Source organism: Geodermatophilus saharensis (assembly GCF_900188205.1).
Taxonomy (GTDB): Bacteria; Actinomycetota; Actinomycetes; order Mycobacteriales; family Geodermatophilaceae; genus Geodermatophilus; species Geodermatophilus saharensis.
Genome location: NZ_FZOH01000008.1, coordinates 147173 through 162953 on the forward strand (window position 1 = coordinate 147173; position 15781 = coordinate 162953).

Genomic DNA, 15781 nt, shown 5'->3' on the forward strand with positions numbered 1-15781 from the left:
GGTCAGGGACGGCGGTCGGCGAGGAAGGCGAACCGCTTGCGGGTGGCGGCCACCTCGGCGGCGTCGACGTCGGCGAGCACGAGCGTCTCGCCGCCCGCGGCGCTGGCCAGCAGCTCCCCCATCGGGCTGACCACCTGGCTGTCGCCGGCGTGCTCGAGGCCGTCGCCCCCGGTGCCCACGCGGTTGCAGGCGACCACGTAGGCCTGGTTCTCGATGGCGCGGGCGCGCAGCAGCGTCGTCCAGTGGTGCCGGCGGGGGGCCGGCCAGTTCGCCGTCACCAGGTAGACGTCGGTGTCCTCGGCCGCCGCCCAGAAGACGTTCGCGAAGCGCAGGTCGTAGCAGACGAACGGCGTGATCCGCAGTCCCCCGATCGTCACGGTGACCGGCGCCTCGCCGGCGCGGAACCGCTCGGCCTCGCCGCCGTGGGTGAACGGGTGCAGCTTGCGGTAGCGGTGCGTGGTGCCGTCGGGCCCGGCCAGGACGAGGGAGTTGAACGGCAGGTCCGAGCCGGGCGCGATCTCCGGGCAGCTGCCGGCCACCCACACGCCGTGCTCGGCGGCCCGGGCGCGCAGGAACTCCGCCGAGGGGCCGTCCTCGGGCTCGCCGATGCCGGGCGTCATGGAGAAGCCGGTGGAGAACGTCTCGCTGAGCAGGACGAACTCCGCGCCGGCCGCGGCCGCGCGGGCCACCTGCGGGGCCAGCCGGGCGTAGTTGGCCTCCCGGTCCTCCCAGACGATGTCGTGCTGCACGACCCCGAACCTCATGGGGACATCCTGCCCAGCCGGGCGACGGCATCGGTGAGCACCTCGTCGCGCTTGCAGAAGGCGAACCGGACCAGGTGCCGGCCCAGGTCGGCGTGCTCCGCGGTCCAGAACACCCCGGCGGGGACGGCGACCACCCCGGCCCGCTCGGGCAGCGCGCGGCAGAACGCCAGCCCGTCGCCGCCGGGGGCCACCCCGCGGACGTCGACCGTCGCGAAGTAGGTGGCCTCCGGGGCGATGGTGGGCAGCCCGGCGCCGCGCAGCCCCGCCACCAGCACGTCGCGGCGGCGCCCGAGGTCGGCGGCGATGCCGGTGAAGTAGGCGTCGGGCAGGCCGAGGCCGGCGGCGATGGCCGGCTGGAACGGCCCGGCGTTGACGTAGGTGAGGAACTGCTTGGCGGTGCGGACGGCGGCCACCAGGGGCGCCGGGCCGCACGTCCACCCGACCTTCCAGCCGGTGGTGCTGAACGTCTTGCCCCCGCTGCTCACCACCAGCGTGCGCTCGCGCAGGCCCGGCAGCGTGGCCGGGGAGACGTGCGCCGCGCCGGTGAAGACCAGGTGCTCGTAGACCTCGTCGGTGACCAGCAGCAGGCCGGCGGTCAGCACGACCTCGGCCACCGCGTCGAGCTCGGCGCGGCTGAACACCTTGCCGGTCGGGTTGTGCGGGGTGTTGAGCAGCAGCAGCCGCGTGCGGTCGGTGACGGCGGCGCGCAGGTCGGCGGGGTCGAAGGTCCAGACGGCGCCGTCGGTGTCGGCGGGCGGCGGGGTCAGCGGCACCGGGCGCAGCACGCCGCCGGCCATCGCGACCGCGGCGGCGTAGCTGTCGTAGACCGGCTCGAAGAGCACCACCTCGTCGCCGGGCTCGACCAGCGCCAGCATGGCCGCGGTGAGCGCCTCGGTGGCCCCGGCGGTGACCAGCACCTCGGTGTCGGGGTCGTAGGCCAGGCCGCGGAAGCGCTCGACGTGCGCGGCGATCGCGGCGCGCAGCTCCGGGGTGCCCGGGCCGGGTGGGTACTGGTCGTGCGCGGTGCCGATGGCGGCGCGGGCGACGTCGAGGACCTCGGCCGGCCCGGGGGTGTCGGGGAAGCCCTGACCGAGGTTGATCGACCCGGTGGCGACGGCGAGCGCGCTCATCTCGGCGAACACCGTCGTCCCGAAGCCCTGCAGCCGGTCGGTGAGATACGGCGCACGGGTCGCGCTCCCGGTCACGCGCCCACCGCCGCGAAGCGCACCGACCGCCGGGCGACGTCGGCCTCCTCCAGCCGCACCCGCACCCGCGAGCCGGGCTCCAGGCCGGCGCCGGCGCAGCGCGCCCGCACGGCCGGCTCGTCGAGGACGACGGTGCCACGACCGCCGTCGGCGTCCACCACCACCGCGTCGAACTCCTCTCCTTCTCGGCCGGCGAGCAGCCAGGCCTCTGTGGCGTCGACGACGGCCCGCTCCACGGCGCGGGTGCGCCGGTCGGAGGCGGCCATGAGCGCCGGCAGCTCCGGCAGCGCGGCCCGCAGCGTGGGGTCGGGCTCCCGGCCGGCGGCCAGCGCCAGGCAGACCTCGGTGCCGAACCGGTCGACCAGCCGCCGCAGCGGCGCGGTCACGTGCGCGTAGGGGGCGCCGACGCCGGCGTGGCCGGGGTCCTCCGGCGGGTCGCCGTCGACGGGGGTGTAGGCGGCGCCGCGCAGCAGGGCGGCGGCCTCCTCGAGGAAGGCGAGGTGCCGCGGGTCGGTCAGGTCGAGCCCGGCCAGCACCCGGCCGGGTGCCGCGCCCGCGGGCCAGGCGACGCCGAGCAGGGGGGCCAGGCGGCGCAGCCGGGCGACGTCCTCGGGGCGCGCCCGGGGCAGCGTGCGCAGCAGGCCGACACCGCCGTCGAGCATGAGCCGCGCGGCCACCCGGCCGGTGAGCAGCGAGATCTGCGCGTTCCAGCCCTCGACCGGCAGCGGCGCGCGGGTGACCAGCGTCCAGCCGCCGCCGTCGGCGCTGACCACCTCCTGGTCGGGCGAGCCGAGCTCGATGGCGCCGCGGTCGGCGGCCTGCTCCTGCAGCAGCCGGCCGACCTCGGGCAGCAGCGCGACGGCGTCGGGGAGGGTGCCGGCGTCGGCCTGCGCCTGGACGTCGGGGTAGGCGAGCCGGGCGTGGCTGCGGACGCGCGCGCGGCGGAGGTCGACCGACCGGACACCGGCGCCGGCGTCGAGGCGGACGGTCCACAGCGCCGCGCCGCGGACCTCGCCGGGCAGCAGGCTGGCCGCGCCCTCGCTCAGCACCTCCGGGTGCAGCGGCGTGCGCCGGTCCGGGGCGTAGAGGGTCTGCCCGCGGCGCCGCGCCTCGGCGTCGAGCGCGCTGCCGGGCGGGACGGCCGAGCCGACGTCGGCGATCGCGTAGCTGACGCGGTAGCCGCCGCCGTCGCGGGCCAGGTGCACGGCCTGGTCGAGGTCGCGGCTGCCCGGCGGGTCGACGGTGACCAGCGGCAGGTCGGTGGCGTCGAGGTCGGGCAGCGGCGGGCCGGCGGCGATCCGCGCGGCCTCGGCCAGCACCGCGGCCGGGAACTCCTCCGGGACGTCGAACTCGGCCCGGATGGCGTCGACGTCGGGGCCGGCCCGCTCCGGCCAGCGCGGGACGACGGGGTTCCACGTGGAACGCGCCCCGGCGCTCACGCGACGCGCACGTCCTCGCCGCCCTCGATCGAGACGACGTCGCCGCGGCGGACCTGCCGGCCACGGCGGTCCTCGGGCTCGCCGTTGACCCGGACCGAGCCGGTGACCAGCACGTCCTTCACCTGGGCGCCGGTGGGCACGGCGTCGACGAGCTTGAGCAGCTGACCGAGGCGGATGGAGTCCTCACCGGGACGGAGCTCGACGGTGCGCACGGTCCCCATCCTCACGCGGGGACGAGCTCGTCGCCGACCGCCACCCGGCCGGGCACCGGCACCAGCGCGCCGACGGCGAGCGTGCTGCCGCGCTCGCGGTGGATCGTCTTGAGCACGGTGGTGTCGCGGCCGATCCCGCCCGGTTGCGGCCGGGTGACCATGACGCAGCGGCTGACCGGCTTGAGGACGTCGAGCACCGCGGTGCCCAGCCGCACCGTGCTGCCCACCAGGGCGTCCTCGCCGGCGCCGTCGAGGAGCACGTTCGAGCGGAACCGGCGGCGGTCCCAGGTGCCCAGCGTGCCGGTGGAGACCAGCGAGACCCGGATGCGGGAGCTGTCGTGGAACGCGCCGGACGCGCCCTCGAAGGCGTCCCACACGTCCTCGTCGTCGTCGGGGGCCTCGTAGTGCCGCGGCCCGCGCTCCACCTCCGCGGCGCGCAGGGTCACCGGCCGGCCGAGCCAGTCGGACAGGACGCCGTCGTCGGTGGTGACGGTGCCGTCGGGCAGCACCACCTCGACGCCGCCGTCGTCCCGGAGCCGCGCTGCGGCGAAGAGCAGGTCGGGCACCCGGCGGGCGGTGAGGCCGAAGCCGGTGGAGCGGTCGAACAGCGCCCACTGCCGGTCGCCGGTCAGCCCCTGCGGGCCGACGTCGACGGCGCCGAGCCGCTCCCCCTGCAGGGACTTGACCGGGTAGCGCCACAGCTCGAGCACGCGCACGTCAGGCCGCCGTCCAGCCGAGGGTCCACGTCCCCGCCCAGCTCTCGCCGGGGTCGAGGACGACGAGGTCGACGCCGTCGGCGAGCGCGTTGGGCGGGCAGGTCATCGGCTCGACGGCGAGGCTGCGGCGGCGCTGGCCCTCGGGCAGGGTGTCGCCGCTGTAGACCTGCAGCCACGGCCACGCGGGGTCGACGGCGAGCTCGAGCGCGCCGGCCGGGCCGCGCAGGGCGACGCGGGCCCAGCCGTCGTCGTCGCGGGTGAGGTCGGTGAGGGCGTCGTCGAGAGGGCGGTCGCCGATCCGGCCGACGGCGCCGTCGAAGGGCCGGCGGGTGCCGGTGGGCAGGCCGCCGTCGAGGTCGAGGGCCGTGCGGGCGGGGACGGTCAGCTCGGCGTCGCCGATGCCGCCGTCGGCCGTGGCGCCGACCGACAGGTAGGGGTGCATGCCGGCACCGAAGGGAGCCGGGCGCTCCCCGGCGTTGCGGACCCGCACGGTGACGGTGAGCCGGTCCTCGCCGAGGAGGTGGTCGACGGCGGCCGCGAGGCGGAACGGATAGCCCGGCCGGGCCTCGACGAGGGTGCCGACGGTCACCGCGTCGGAGTGCCGGGCCAGCACCTCCCACCGCTGCCAGCCGACCAGCCCGTGCGCGGCCGGTTTGCCGGGGCCGGCGGTGTCGAGCTGGAGCTGCTGTCCCTCCCACGTCCACTGCCCGTCGCGCAGGCGGTTGGGCCAGGGCAGCAGCACGCCGCCGCGCCGCCCGGCGGGCACGGTGCCGGCCGGGTAGCCGTCGAGGACGTCCCAGCCGCCGACGGTCAGCGCGCGGAGGTTGCCGCCGCGGAGGTCGACGGCGAGCCGCGCGTCCCCGCTGACCAGCTCCACCTCCGCCGGCTCGGTCGTCGGCCAGGCGGTCATCGGCGGGACGCTCATGCCCGGCAGCCCACCACACCCGGCGCCCCATCCGCCCACCCCCGTCGGTGCCATTGTCGCGACAATGGCACCGACGGGCCCCTGACCTGGGGTTCGGTCCTGGTCTTCGGCTGAGCGCCGGCTCGTGCCCCGTCCCGCGCGGGCGACGGTGCACCGGATCGACGGCGGCGACACCAGCCTGGAGAACTCGGCGCTGCTGTGCGAGCGGCACCACACCGAGGTCCACCACGGCTTCCGCGTCGAACGCCGACCCGACGGGCGATGGCGCACCTGGCGACCCGACGGATCGGAGATCACCATCCCCACCCCACTGGCACCCGCCGCCTGACACGACCCACGCACGCCGGCCGACCGCCCGCTCTGAGCGGACGGCTGTGCCGGCGTGCCCGCGGTCAGGCCCCGTCGAGCACCCGCTCGTAGTACAGCGAGCAGCCGGCGTCGGGAGCGTCGACGTACGCGCCGAACGCCGGGATCGGCCGGTAGCCGGCGCCCTCGTACAGCGCGATCGCCTCCGGCTGGCGCGGGCCGGTCTCCAGCCGCAGCGTCGTCCAGCCGCGGTCGCGTGCCGCGTCCTCCAGCCCGGCGAGCAGCAGCTTCGACACGCCCCGGCCGCGCGCGGCGGGGACGACGAACATGCGCTTGACCTCGGCCACGCCGTCGCCCAGCGCCCGCAGCGCACCGCAGCCGACCGCGGTGCCGTCGGCGTCCCGGGCGACCAGCACCACGCTGACGTCGGCGGCCGACGGCGGCGTCCCCGGTTCGGCCCCGCCGTCGTAGCGCGCCCGCAGCTCGGCCTGCTGCGCGCCGGTCAGCCGCCGCACGTCCGCGTCGTCCCAGGCGGCCGGGATGAGCCTCACCGGCTGATCCCGTGCAGCAGCAGCCCGGCCAGCTCCCGGTACGCCGCGGCGTCGTCGAGGCCGGTGGCGCGGGCGGTGTCCCCGCGGCCGATGCGCAGCATCAGCGTGGTGACGGTGTCGGCCACCAGCGCCGGGTGCACCTGCCGGAAGCGCCCCGCGGCCACGCCCTCGGCGATGAGCGCGCTCACCCGCTCCGCGGCCACGGCGGTGTTGTGCTCGTACACCGCGCGCCCCGGCGGGAAGGCCTCCAGGTCGCGGTGGAAGGCCCGCGACGCCGGGGTCAACGCGCGCGCCACCGCCTGCAGGTAGGTGGTCACCCGCGCGGCGGGGTCGGTCTCACCGGCGGTGCGGGCCTCGACGTCGGCGGTCGCCCGGCGGAAGAAGTGCCGCACCACGCGGACGGCCAGCTGCTCCTTGCTGTCGGCCAGCGCGTACAGCGTCGTCTTCGAGCAGTGCAGCCGGACGGCGAGGTCCTCGAGGGTGAAGCCGGCGAAGCCCTCGGCGAGGAAGAGCTCCTCGAGCTGGTCGAGCAGCTGTGCCTGGCGCGCGGTCAACCGCCGCTCGCGCTGCGCCGTCGTGGTCACCGCGCCTCCCGCCTCGATCTGGACGCTGAACAGTACCGCGGTACCGTCTGCAGTACTGCCGTCCGCGTCCGTGCCGTCCGTACCGAGGGGGATCCCCGTGGCCGTCGACCGTGAGCTGCCCACCCAGGAGGCCGCCGACCTGATCGCGCTCACCCGCGAGCTGGCCGACGCCGAACTGGCGCCCCGCGCCGCGGAGTACGAGCGCGAGGAGCGCTTCCCCCGGGAGGTGTTCGCCAAGCTCGGCGAGGTGGGCCTGCTCGGCCTGCCCTTCGGCGAGGACGTCGGCGGCGGCGACCAGCCCTACGCGGTCTACCTGCAGGTCGTCGAGGAGCTGGCCATGCGCTGGGCCACCGTCGCCCTCGGCATCAGCGTGCACACGCTCGCCTGCGGGCCGGTCGACCGCTTCGGCACCCCGGAGCAGCGCGAGCGGTGGCTGCCGGAGATGGTCGGCGGCCGCCTGCTCGGCGCCTACTGCCTGTCGGAGGCCCACGCCGGCTCCGACCCCGCCGCCATGCGCGCGCGCGCCGTCCGCGACGGCGAGGGCTGGGTGGCCTCCGGGGAGAAGGCCTGGGTCACCCACGGCGGGCACGCCGACTTCTACTCCACCTTCCTGCGCACCCCCGACGACGGCGAGCGGTCGATCTCCTGCTTCCACCTCACGCCCGACCTCGCCGGGTTCACCGCCGCCCCGCCGGAGCAGAAGATGGGCCTGACCGGCTCGACGACGGCGGCCATGCGGCTCGACGGCGTCGCCGTCCCGGCCGGGCGCATGGTCGGCGAGCCCGGCCGCGGCCTGTCCATCGCCCTGTCCGCGCTCGACTCCGGCCGGCTCGGGGTCAGCGCCGTCGCGGTCGGGCTGGCGCAGTCCGCCCTCGACGTCGCCGTCGCCTACGCCTGCGAGCGGGAGGCCTTCGGCCGGCGCATCGTCGACCACCAGGGCCTGGCGTTCCTGCTCGCCGACATGGCCGCCGCCGTCGAGTCCGCCCGCGCCACCTACCTCGTCGCCGCGCGCCGCAAGGACGCCGGGCTGCCCTACTCCCGGCAGGCGAGCATCGCCAAGCTCGTGGCCACCGACGCCGCCATGAAGGTCACCACCGACGCCGTCCAGGTGCTCGGCGGCGCCGGCTACACCCGCGACCACCCGGCCGAGCGGTACATGCGCGAGGCGAAGGTCATGCAGATCTTCGAGGGCACCAACCAGATCCAGCGCATGGTCATCGGCAAGCACCTGGCCGAGGAGGTCACCCCGGCCAACGGCTGACCGTGCAGGACGCACGGGGGATCGGTGACGTCTGTCAATGGGCACGCGCCCGGGCGGCGGGAAGACTCGGGGCACACCGCCTGACGAGGAGCCCGAGATGCCCCAGCCGCACCTGCGCGCCGCCGACGCCGACCGCGCCGCCGTGGTCACCCGCCTCGACCAGGGCCTGGCCGACGGCCGACTGACCCTGGCCGAGTACGAGGACCGCTCGGCCCGCGCCCACGCCGCCCGCACCTACGGCGAGCTCGACGGGCTCACCGCCGACCTGCCCTCCCCCGCACCGCGCCCGGCCCCCGTGGCGCAGGCGGTGTACGGCGGCCCGTGGCACGGCACGTGGGGACACGACCTGCGGACCGCCTGGACCCAGTGGGCCGTCACCGCGGTCGTCGTCGTCGGCATCTGGCTGGTCTCGATGCTGGCCACCACCGACCTGCAGTACCCCTGGCCGGTGTGGGTCGTCGGCCCGTGGGGTGCGGTGCTGCTCGCCCGCACCCTGGGCGAGCGGCACACCCTCGGCCGGCGCCGGCCGGGGCTGCCCGTCTGATCCGGGCGGGTGCCGTCCGGGCCGCCCGGGTAGGGGCTCCCCGACCCCAGCAGACCCGACCCCAGCAGACCCGACCCCAGCAGACCCGACCCCAGCCGTCCCGAGCCCCGGAGGACGCCGTGCACACCCTGACCGAGCGCTTCACCGCCGCCCTGCACCACCTCGACGCCGAGCGCGACGCGCAGCCGATGGTCGAGCTGACCGGTGAGGACGCCGTGCTCATGAAGCTCAACGAGGACCACGAGGCCCGCGGGCCGGAGGGTGCCAAGCGGTTCTGGGAGGACTACCGCAACGTCTTCGGCGACCTGGAGACGACGTTCACCTCCAGCACCGTCGGGGAGAAGACCGCGGCCCTGGAGTGGGAGTCGCGCGGCACGCTGCGCAGCGGCAAGCCCTTCACCTACAAGGGCGTCACCGTGATCGAGAGCGACGGCTCCCACGACGGCCCGCTCACCGGCGTCCGCACCTACTACGACTCCGCCGCGTTCGTGCAGGAGAGCGCGGGCACCGCCTGAGCGGGGCTCACCCGCCGGCCAGCGCCCGGGCGGCGCAGTCGTCGACGACGGCGTCCCAGCCGGCCCGCGCGTGCACCAGCTCGACGTCACTGCGCCGCGCCGCCGGCGTCGGGTAGACGACGGTCAGGGCGCCGTCGGCCCCGAAGCGGACGACGAAGCCCTGCGGCAACAGGCAGCCGACGAAGCGCTGCTCGACGGCCGGGTCGGCGGTCAGCGACGGATCGGCGGTGGACGCGATCGACCACGCCACCGGGACGGGGGTCCCCGCCGTCCGCGAGACGTAGCGCAGGCTGGTGCGCGACCCGTCCCGGAGCAGGTCGACGACCTCCGAGCCGGGGTGGACCGGCGCGGGCACCTCGGCGACCAGGACGCCGTCGTCGCCGGGCAGCTCCGTCCACACCCGGCCGATCGAGCCGTCGCCGAGGCGCACCGTGCCGGGTGAGTAGCGGGCGCCGTCGAAGGGCCGGGTGACGACGACCAGGACCGGCTGCGCGCCGGTGGTGTCGAGCACCGCGACCGTCGCGCCGCGCCCGCTGCGCTCGGGCGGCGCGATGAGCGCCAGCTCGTCCGGCGCGGCACCGGCCGGGCCGCCGAACCACGCGTGCAGCAGCTGCCCCTCGTCCTCCCCCGTGACCAGCGCCCAGCGCCGGCCGTCGGGCAGCTCGCCGGCGAAGGCCACGTGGCGGCTGGACTCCGGCGGGCGGAGCACGGCCCCGTCGCGACCGAGCGGCCCCGACCAGTCGATGGCGGCCACCCCGGCGACGAAGTCCTCGTCGCCGGCCAGGGACCCCCGGGTGGGCAGGTCGGGGAGCGCGGGTGCGGCCTGCTGCGTGTGCTGCCCGCCGGCGGTCTCCCCCGGCACGGGGCCGGCGTCGGGCAGCACGGCGGGGGCGGCGGCACCGAGCAGGGCGACCGCGAGCGCCCCGGCCGCCCAGGCGGCACGGGTGCGCCGCTGCCGGCGGGCCAGCGTGACGGCGGCGTCGGCGGCGTCGGCACCCCGCGGCGGGCCGGCCTCGGCAGCCAGCCGGTCCAGGGCCTCGCGGACGTCGAGGTCGGTGTCGGTCACGCCGGGCTCCCGTCGGTCGTGGCGGCGGTCTCGGGCCGCAGCACCCGGCGGACGGCGGCCAGGCCGCGGGCGGTGTGGGTGCGCACGGTGCTGGTCGAGCAGCCGAGCAGGGCGGCGGTCTCGGTCTCGGTGAGGTCCTCGTAGAAGCGCAGGACGAGCACCGCGCGGGCCCGCGGGGAGAGCTCGTCGAGAGCCCGGTGCAGCTCGTCGCCCAGGGCGTAGGCGTCCTGCCAGTCCCCGGCAGCACGGTCCGGCAGCGCCTCGACCACCTGCTCGCCGTGCCACAGCCGGCGCCGCCAGCTGAGGTGGCAGTTGAGCAGCAGCCGCCGCACGTAGGCGATCGGGACGTCGGCCTGGCGCACCCGGCCCCAGTGCCGGTAGGCCCGGGCCAGCGCGGTCTGCACCAGGTCCTCGGCGTGGCCGCGGTCGCCGGTCAGCAGGTAGGCGGTGCGCAGCAGGGCGGCCTCGTGCGCCACGACGAACGCCGTGAACTCGTCCCGGTCGGCGCCCATGTCCACCCGCTCTCGTGGTGTCCCTGATCAGTTGACCCGACGGGACGGCGCGATCGGTGACACCGGGAGGTCACGAAACGGTCACGGTGATCCCGGCGACGTCGGGACCCCGCTCCCGTGTGCCCGGGACACGTCCGAGCAGACGGTGGGTGCACACCGGCGGGAACGACCCGCCGCACCGGACCCGGAGGTCCCTCCCGTGCACACCACCGCCCCCGCCACCGCCCCGGCCGCACCGGCGCCCACCCGTCCCCTCGGCCCCGTGGGCCGCCGGCTGGCCGTCACCGGCCTGGTCGTCGGCAGCGTCCTCAACACCGCCGAGGCCGCCCTGCTGCAGTTCCTCCCCGCGCGCCCCGAGGCCCTCGCCGACCAGCTCGCGCTGGTCGGGGAGCACACCACCCTGTTCACCACCCGCCTGGTCACCGGCACGCTGGCCGTCCCGTTCATGGCGATCGCCTTCCTCGCCGCCGCCGGCCTGCTCGCTGCCCGCATGCGCAGGACCGCGTACGCCGCCGGCGCCCTGCTGCTGGCCGGCATGTGGGGCTTCGTGGGCATCCACCTCATGGGCTACCTGCAGCTGCCGGCGTCGCAGTCCGGGGACCTGGACGGCGCGGCCGCGCTGCTGTCGGCCGCCGAGGCGCACCCGGTGTTCCTGGCGCTGTTCCTCGCGCCGTTCCTGCTCGGCACGACGCTGGGCATGGTCACGCTGACGGTCGGCATGCTGCGCTCGGGCGTCGTCGCCCGCTGGATCCCGGCGGCCTGGCTGGCGTTCATCGTGCTGGACTTCTCCGTCGGCGCAGTCGGCCCGGTCGACCCGCACTGGCTGTGGCTGGCCGGCGCCCTGGGGCTGGCGGTGCACGTCGCCCGCGCCGGTGGCATCGCCCGTGCGGGCGAGCGGCGCGGCGTCGCCTCCTGACCGGGACGCCGACGGCCCCCTACGGTCCCCCGACGTGTACCGGAACCGGCGCGGCAGCCGGGTCGCCCTCCCGGCGGCCCGGCTGCTCGCCGTCTGCGCGGTGGCGGCCACCGCCGCCGCGCTGGCCCTGCCGGTCGCGGCCGGCGGGGACTGGCTGCCGCGGCTGTTCCGCACGCCCGAGCCGGTCGCCGGGCCCTCCTTCGCCGTCGCCGGTGCGCTGCTCGCCGGCCTGCCGCAGGCCCGGCGGCTGGGCTGGCTGCTGCTGGCCGTGGGCTGCTCGGCCTCGGCCTACGTCCTCGCGACGTCGTGGTGGGCCGCGGCCGGGCAGGCCGGGCCGGCCGGCTGGGTGCGCAGCTGGGTGTGGGTGCCGGCGCTGCTGCTGGTCACCACCGTCCTGCCGCAGGTGGTCCCCTCCGGCCGGCCGCTGCCCGGCTGGTGGCGGGTGCCGCACGCGGCCGCGCTGGCCCTGACCGCGCTCACCACCGCCGCGCTGGCCCTCCCCCTCGGGATCGGCGACCCCTTCGGCGTCCCCGCCTTCCCGGTGCTGCTCGGCGCGCTGGTGGCCGCCGGGGTCGCCTCCCTGGTGGTCCGGGTGCGCCGGGCCGACGGCGTCCAGCGGCGCCAGCTCGCCTGGGCCGGCTACGGCGTGGTCGCCGCCACCGCCGCCACCTTCCTCGCGCCGTGGTGGGGGGTCTCGCTGGCGGTGCTCCTCGTGCCGGCCGGGCTGGCCGTCGCCGCGTTCCGCTACCGGCTCTACGACATCGACGTCCTGGTCAACCGCACCGTCGTCGGCGGTGTGCTGCTCGGCCTGACCGCGCTGGTGTACGCCGCGGTGGTCGGCTGGGCGGGCGCGCTGCTCGGTGACCGCCGCGGCTGGGCGCCCTTCCTCGCCGCCTTCGCCGTGGCGCTGGCCTTCTCCCCCGCCCGGCTGCGCGTCCAGCGGCTGGTCGACCGGCTGCTGTACGGCGACCGCGGGGACCCCTACACGCTGCTCACCCGGGTCGACGCCGCGCTCGGCGCCGCCGCCTCCCCCCGGCAGGCCCTGCGCGACGGCGCCGCCGCGGTGGCGAGCGGGTTGCGGCTGCGCGGGGCGGCGGTCGAGGTGCCGCTGCCGGGCGGCGCCGTCGTCCGGGAGGAGGCCGGGCGGGTGCCCGCCGACGCCCGCCGGGTGCCGCTGGCGCTGCACGGCGAGCCCGTCGGCGAGCTGCTGGTGGCGCCGCGGGCCGCCGCGGCCGGCCTCGAGCCCGCCGACGACCGGGTGCTCGCCGACCTCGCCGGCCGGCTGGCGGCCGCCGCATACGCGGTGCGGCTCAGCGGCGACCTCGCCGAGTCCCGGGAGCGGCTGGTCACCGCCCGCGAGGAGGAGCGCCGGCGGCTGCGGCGGGACCTGCACGACGGCCTCGGCCCGCAGCTGTCGGCGGTGGTGATGACCCTGGACACTGCCGGGTCGGCGCTGCGCCGCGACGACCCCGCGCGAGCCGCCGCGCTGGTGGCCGCGGCCGGCACCCAGGCCGCCGACGCCGTCGCCGACGTGCGGCGGCTGGTCCACGGCCTGCGCCCCCCGACGCTCGACGACCTCGGGCTGCTCGGCGCGCTGCGCGCCGGCGCGGCACCGCTGGCCGAGCGCGGGCCGCGGGTGACGGTGACCGGCGAGGGGGACCTCACCGGGCTGCCGGCCGCCGTCGAGGTCGCCGCCCTGCGCATCGCCCAGGAGGCGCTGCACAACGCCGTCCGCCACGCCGGCGCGCGAGCCGTCGCCATCGGCGTCACGGCCGGCGCCGACACCGTCGAGGTCGAGGTCAGCGACGACGGCCGCGGTCTGCCCGGGCGGCCGGTCCCCGGCGTCGGGCTGTCCTCGATGCGGGAGCGCGCCGCGGAGCTGGGCGGTTCCTGCACCGTCGGCCCCGGCGACCCCACGGGCACCCGCGTGCACGCCGTCCTGCCGCGCCACCCGCACGACTGAGGAGCCCCCATGCGCGCCGTCGTCGCCGACGACCACCCCGTGTTCCGCCAGGGCCTGCGGGTCCTGCTGGAGGACCTCGGCGTCGAGGTCGTCGCCGAGGCCCCCGACGGGACCGGCGCGGTCGAGGCGGCCCTGCGCGAGCGACCCGACGTGGTGCTGATGGACGTGCAGATGCCCGGCCTGTCGGGGATCGAGGCCACCCGGCAGCTGGTCGAGCGGTGGCCGGAGGCGCGCGTGCTGGTGCTCACGATGGTCGCCGACGACGAGGCGGTGTTCGCCGCCGTGCAGGCCGGCGCGCTCGGGTACGTGCTCAAGGGCGCCGGTCAGGCCGAGATCGGGCGGGCGCTGGAGTCGGTCGCCGCCGGGCAGGGCGTCTACGGGGCCGAGGTCGCCCGGCGGCTGCGGGCGTTCTTCACCGCGGGGTCCGGGGTGGTCGCCAGGCCCTTCCCCGAGCTGTCCGACCGCGAGCGCGAGGTCCTCGACCTGATCGCCGCCGGGCTGCCGAACACCGCCATCGCCTCCCGGCTGTTCCTGTCGGAGAAGACCATCCGCAACAACGTGACGTCGATCTTCGCCAAGCTGGGGGTGCGCGACCGCGCCGAGGCCGTGGTGCGCGCCCGCGAGGCGGGGCTCGGCCGCGACCGGTAGCGCCGGGGCCCGGACGCACGAGGACCCGCCCGGTCGACCGGGCGGGTCCTCGACGTGCTGGGGTGCGGTACTGGTGGGCAAGGGGGGAGTTGAACCCCCACGTCCTTCCGGACACACGGACCTGAACCGTGCGCGTCTGCCATTCCGCCACTTGCCCTGGCGAGGAACGACCTTAGCAGCCGCCCGGCGGCACCCGGCGGAGGGGGCCGCAGGAGCGCGGCCGGTGGGCCCGGCGTGGCGGCAGTGGCCCGCGTGGCGACGAGCGTTGCTGGCCGGTCACCACCCGGGGGCACGGCTAGGATCGTCGGGAGGACCGTCGGTACCGGGTGAGGTGGAGGAGCGACTGTGGGCGTGCTGCAGCGCTTCGAGCGACGCCTCGAGGGGATGGTCGGCGTCGCCTTCGCCCGCCTGTTCAAGGGCAAGGTCCACCCCGCCGAGATCGCCAAGGCGCTGCAGCGGGAGGCCGACGAGCAGCGCTCCGTGATGGGCGAGGGCCGCGTGCTCGCGCCCAACGTCTACGACGTCCGGCTCGGTCCCACCGACTACACCAACCTCGCCGAGTGGTCCGAGCAGCTCGCCGCCCAACTCGCCGACATGGTGACCGAGCACATCGAGGACGAGGGCTGGCAGACCTTCGGCGCGGTCCAGGTCCGCCTCGAGCGCGTCGACGACCTGCCCACCGGGGTGTTCGAGGTCAGCTCGCACGTCGCCGACCCCGCGCGCCCGGCGTCGCGGGCCGACGGCGCCGCCGTCCCGCCGCCCCCGCCGATGACCGGCTCCGGCGCGGTCCCACCGCTGCCGCCGCTGCAGGGGCGGGTGGCCACCGACACCGGCCGCCAGCACCCCTCGGTGGTCGGCCGCGCCGGCGCGCGGCCGGGCGTCACGCACGTGCTCGTCGTCGACGGGCCCGGCACCCGCCACGAGCTGAGCACCGGCCGCAACGTCATCGGTCGCGGCACCGACGCCGACATCCGGCTGCCCGACACCGGCGTCAGCCGCAAGCACGTCGACGTCGTCCTCGAGGGCGGCACCGCCGTCGCCGAGGACCTCGGCTCCACCAACGGCACGCTGGTCAACGGCCGGCGCATCAGCCGGCAGGCGCTCTCCGACGGCGACGTCATCCGGATCGGCCACTCCGTGCTGGTGTACCGGCAGGACGGCTCGTGAGCGGGGGCCGCTCGTGACCGCCGAGATCGTCCTGCAGGTCTTCCGCTTCGGGTTCCTGCTGCTGCTGTGGCTGTTCATCTTCGCCGCGTTCCGCGTGGTGCGCGCCGACCTCTTCGGCGGCCGGGCCGGGCGGGTGGCCTCGGTGCCCCCGCGCGCCGCCGCCCCCGGTCGCAAGCGCGGCCGGGGCCCGCGCACGCTGGTGGTGACCGCCGGACCGCTGACCGGCACCAAGATCACCCTCGGGGAGCAGCCGATCCTCATCGGCCGCGCCGACGACTCCACGCTCGTGCTCACCGACGACTTCGCCAGCTCCCGGCACGCGCGGCTGACCAACCGTGGGGGACAGTGGTACGTCGAGGACCTCGGCTCCACGAACGGGACCTACCTCGACCAGCAGCGGGTGCAGGGGCCGCTGCTGGTGGCTCCGGGCCAGCCAATCCGCATCGGCCAGACCGCCCTGGAGCTGCGCTGATGACCGAGCCGACAC

The 15781-nt window shown here is 77.0% G+C and carries 18 protein-coding genes, 1 tRNA gene and 1 pseudogene; 9 read left to right on the top strand and 11 right to left on the bottom strand.

What is annotated here, in order from left to right; translation table 11 throughout:
• Positions 1 to 2: 2 nt before the first annotated feature.
• From CHC04_RS18525 to CHC04_RS18550, 6 genes are read right to left on the bottom strand one after another with little or no spacing between them, the layout of a single operon-like run.
• Positions 3 to 764, bottom strand: a complete 762-nt coding sequence (locus CHC04_RS18525) for a nitrilase-related carbon-nitrogen hydrolase (protein WP_089405419.1) — start codon at positions 762 to 764, stop codon at positions 3 to 5.
• Entirely contained in the window at positions 761 to 1969 is a 1209-nt protein-coding gene (locus tag CHC04_RS18530; RefSeq protein WP_141233853.1) for a pyridoxal phosphate-dependent aminotransferase, read from the bottom strand. The genes CHC04_RS18525 and CHC04_RS18530 overlap by 4 nt, the downstream gene beginning before the upstream one ends.
• Positions 1966 to 3408: an RNB domain-containing ribonuclease gene (locus tag CHC04_RS18535; protein ID WP_089405420.1), complete on the bottom strand. Its 1443-nt coding sequence runs from the start codon at positions 3406 to 3408 to the stop codon at positions 1966 to 1968. Before CHC04_RS18535 ends, CHC04_RS18530 begins: the two co-directional genes overlap by 4 nt.
• Positions 3405 to 3629, bottom strand: a complete 225-nt coding sequence (locus CHC04_RS18540; RefSeq protein WP_089405421.1) for an RNA-binding S4 domain-containing protein — start codon at positions 3627 to 3629, stop codon at positions 3405 to 3407. The genes CHC04_RS18535 and CHC04_RS18540 overlap by 4 nt, the downstream gene beginning before the upstream one ends.
• Before the next feature lie 2 nt (positions 3630 to 3631).
• Positions 3632 to 4336: an MOSC domain-containing protein gene (locus CHC04_RS18545; protein WP_089405422.1), complete on the bottom strand. Its 705-nt coding sequence runs from the start codon at positions 4334 to 4336 to the stop codon at positions 3632 to 3634.
• A 1-nt stretch (position 4337) separates the two neighbouring features.
• Positions 4338 to 5261, bottom strand: coding sequence for an aldose epimerase family protein (locus CHC04_RS18550; RefSeq protein WP_089405423.1), 924 nt, complete (start codon positions 5259 to 5261; stop codon positions 4338 to 4340).
• A gap of 148 nt (positions 5262 to 5409) precedes the next feature.
• Between CHC04_RS18550 and CHC04_RS18555 the strand changes: the two are divergent.
• Positions 5410 to 5589 (top strand): annotated as a pseudogene (locus CHC04_RS18555) (endonuclease); the annotation flags it as partial.
• 64 nt (positions 5590 to 5653) lie between these two features.
• Here the strand turns inward: CHC04_RS18555 and CHC04_RS18560 are convergent.
• The gene (locus CHC04_RS18560) at positions 5654 to 6118 is read right to left on the bottom strand and encodes a GNAT family N-acetyltransferase (protein WP_089405425.1); all 465 of its coding nucleotides are present in this window, start codon (positions 6116 to 6118) and stop codon (positions 5654 to 5656) included.
• Complete coding sequence (locus CHC04_RS18565; RefSeq protein WP_089405426.1) at positions 6115 to 6702, bottom strand: TetR/AcrR family transcriptional regulator; 588 nt, start codon at positions 6700 to 6702, stop codon at positions 6115 to 6117. The genes CHC04_RS18560 and CHC04_RS18565 overlap by 4 nt, the downstream gene beginning before the upstream one ends.
• Before the next feature lie 97 nt (positions 6703 to 6799).
• Between CHC04_RS18565 and CHC04_RS18570 the strand changes: the two genes are divergently transcribed.
• From CHC04_RS18570 to CHC04_RS23715, 3 genes are all read left to right on the top strand, one after another.
• On the top strand, positions 6800 to 7963 hold the full coding sequence (locus CHC04_RS18570) for an acyl-CoA dehydrogenase family protein (RefSeq protein ID WP_089405427.1): 1164 nt from the start codon (positions 6800 to 6802) through the stop codon (positions 7961 to 7963).
• A 97-nt stretch (positions 7964 to 8060) separates the two neighbouring features.
• Positions 8061 to 8507, top strand: a complete 447-nt coding sequence (locus CHC04_RS18575) for a DUF1707 SHOCT-like domain-containing protein (protein WP_089405428.1) — start codon at positions 8061 to 8063, stop codon at positions 8505 to 8507.
• Positions 8508 to 8626: 119 nt separating this feature from the next.
• Complete coding sequence (locus CHC04_RS23715; RefSeq protein ID WP_141233854.1) at positions 8627 to 9022, top strand: nuclear transport factor 2 family protein; 396 nt, start codon at positions 8627 to 8629, stop codon at positions 9020 to 9022.
• A 7-nt stretch (positions 9023 to 9029) separates the two neighbouring features.
• On the opposite strand, the gene CHC04_RS18585 is transcribed toward CHC04_RS23715, so the two are convergent.
• On the bottom strand, positions 9030 to 10088 hold the full coding sequence (locus CHC04_RS18585; RefSeq protein ID WP_089405430.1) for a hypothetical protein: 1059 nt from the start codon (positions 10086 to 10088) through the stop codon (positions 9030 to 9032).
• The gene (locus CHC04_RS18590; RefSeq protein ID WP_089405530.1) at positions 10085 to 10600 is read right to left on the bottom strand and encodes a SigE family RNA polymerase sigma factor; all 516 of its coding nucleotides are present in this window, start codon (positions 10598 to 10600) and stop codon (positions 10085 to 10087) included. The genes CHC04_RS18585 and CHC04_RS18590 overlap by 4 nt, the downstream gene beginning before the upstream one ends.
• A gap of 199 nt (positions 10601 to 10799) precedes the next feature.
• Between CHC04_RS18590 and CHC04_RS18595 the strand changes: the two genes are divergently transcribed.
• From CHC04_RS18595 to CHC04_RS18605, 3 genes are read left to right on the top strand one after another with little or no spacing between them, the layout of a single operon-like run.
• Positions 10800 to 11516 carry a hypothetical protein gene (locus CHC04_RS18595; RefSeq protein WP_089405431.1) on the top strand — a complete coding sequence of 239 codons (717 nt, stop codon included), beginning with the start codon at positions 10800 to 10802 and terminating at the stop codon, positions 11514 to 11516.
• A 34-nt stretch (positions 11517 to 11550) separates the two neighbouring features.
• Positions 11551 to 13479, top strand: a complete 1929-nt coding sequence (locus CHC04_RS18600) for a sensor histidine kinase (RefSeq protein WP_089405432.1) — start codon at positions 11551 to 11553, stop codon at positions 13477 to 13479.
• Between the two features lie 9 nt (positions 13480 to 13488).
• Positions 13489 to 14127: a response regulator transcription factor gene (locus CHC04_RS18605; protein WP_089405433.1), complete on the top strand. Its 639-nt coding sequence runs from the start codon at positions 13489 to 13491 to the stop codon at positions 14125 to 14127.
• Positions 14128 to 14198: 71 nt separating this feature from the next.
• On the opposite strand, the gene CHC04_RS18610 is transcribed toward CHC04_RS18605, so the two are convergent.
• Positions 14199 to 14284 (bottom strand) — tRNA-Leu (locus tag CHC04_RS18610).
• 188 nt (positions 14285 to 14472) lie between these two features.
• On the opposite strand from CHC04_RS18610, the gene CHC04_RS18615 reads away from it, so the two are divergent.
• Both CHC04_RS18615 and CHC04_RS18620 read left to right on the top strand, forming a co-directional pair.
• On the top strand, positions 14473 to 15294 hold the full coding sequence (locus tag CHC04_RS18615; RefSeq protein ID WP_089405434.1) for a DUF3662 and FHA domain-containing protein: 822 nt from the start codon (positions 14473 to 14475) through the stop codon (positions 15292 to 15294).
• Between the two features lie 13 nt (positions 15295 to 15307).
• Positions 15308 to 15766 (top strand): FHA domain-containing protein FhaB/FipA, encoded by a 459-nt coding sequence (locus tag CHC04_RS18620; RefSeq protein WP_089405435.1) that lies wholly within the window; start codon positions 15308 to 15310, stop codon positions 15764 to 15766.
• Positions 15767 to 15781: the final 15 nt, after the last annotated feature.

Coding starts and splice junctions, on each gene's coding strand:
- CHC04_RS18525 (WP_089405419.1), bottom strand. CDS start 764: ATGAGGTTCGGGGTCGTGCAGCACGACATCGTCTGGGAGGACCGGGAG.
- CHC04_RS18540 (WP_089405421.1), bottom strand. CDS start 3,629: ATGGGGACCGTGCGCACCGTCGAGCTCCGTCCCGGTGAGGACTCCATC.
- CHC04_RS18550 (WP_089405423.1), bottom strand. CDS start 5,261: ATGAGCGTCCCGCCGATGACCGCCTGGCCGACGACCGAGCCGGCGGAG.
- CHC04_RS18575 (WP_089405428.1), top strand. CDS start 8,061: ATGCCCCAGCCGCACCTGCGCGCCGCCGACGCCGACCGCGCCGCCGTG.
- CHC04_RS18590 (WP_089405530.1), bottom strand. CDS start 10,600: ATGGGCGCCGACCGGGACGAGTTCACGGCGTTCGTCGTGGCGCACGAG.
- CHC04_RS18605 (WP_089405433.1), top strand. CDS start 13,489: ATGCGCGCCGTCGTCGCCGACGACCACCCCGTGTTCCGCCAGGGCCTG.